The sequence below is a fragment of the Polaromonas sp. P1_G2 genome, assembly GCF_056405515.1.
Window position 1 is genome coordinate 1 of the sequence record NZ_JBFUBY010000851.1, and the last position, 534, is coordinate 534.

The 534-nt window shown below is 61.6% G+C and carries 1 protein-coding gene; it reads right to left on the reverse strand.

Annotated elements, in window-relative coordinates; genetic code table 11:
* Positions 1-52 precede the first annotated feature (52 nt).
* Positions 53-534 (reverse strand): alpha-hydroxy-acid oxidizing protein (locus AC1D0P_RS27965; RefSeq protein WP_477679708.1); only part of this gene is annotated, 482 nt, incomplete at its 5' end.

A 534-nucleotide genomic window follows, 5' to 3' on the forward strand; every position in this document is an offset into this window, starting at 1 on the left:
GCCTGATCCAGCGCCGACGAAAGTGCTGCAATAAATTCAGTCTGTTGCTGGTTCATCGCTCCCTCAGCCAAGCGGCTGGCTCATGCAGAAAATTCGCGAGTTCCGGCAGCGTTCGGCAGCCCATCTGCTGCATCGTGCCGGTGAGTTCCAGCTTGAGCACCTCGATGAGATGTGCCGGGCCATCGTCGCCGATCGCTGCGACCGAGAAAATATAGGGCCGGCCCATGAAGACGTAATCCGCGCCAAGCGCGATCATCCGGGCGATATCGAGCCCCGAGCGCACACCGCCATCAGCCATCACCAGCGCCTCCTTGCCGACCCGCTTGCGCACCAGGGGCAGCATGGAAACGGAAGACGGCGCCGCATCGAGCTGCCGCCCGCCATGGTTGGAAACGATGATACCATCTGCGCCGAGCGCCAGATATTCGGCCGCTTCGTCCGGATCGAGCACGCCCTTCACGATCACTTTGCCCGGCCACTGATCACGAATGCGTTTGAACCGCTCCGCCGTGATTTGGTTGGCAAGGATACCGC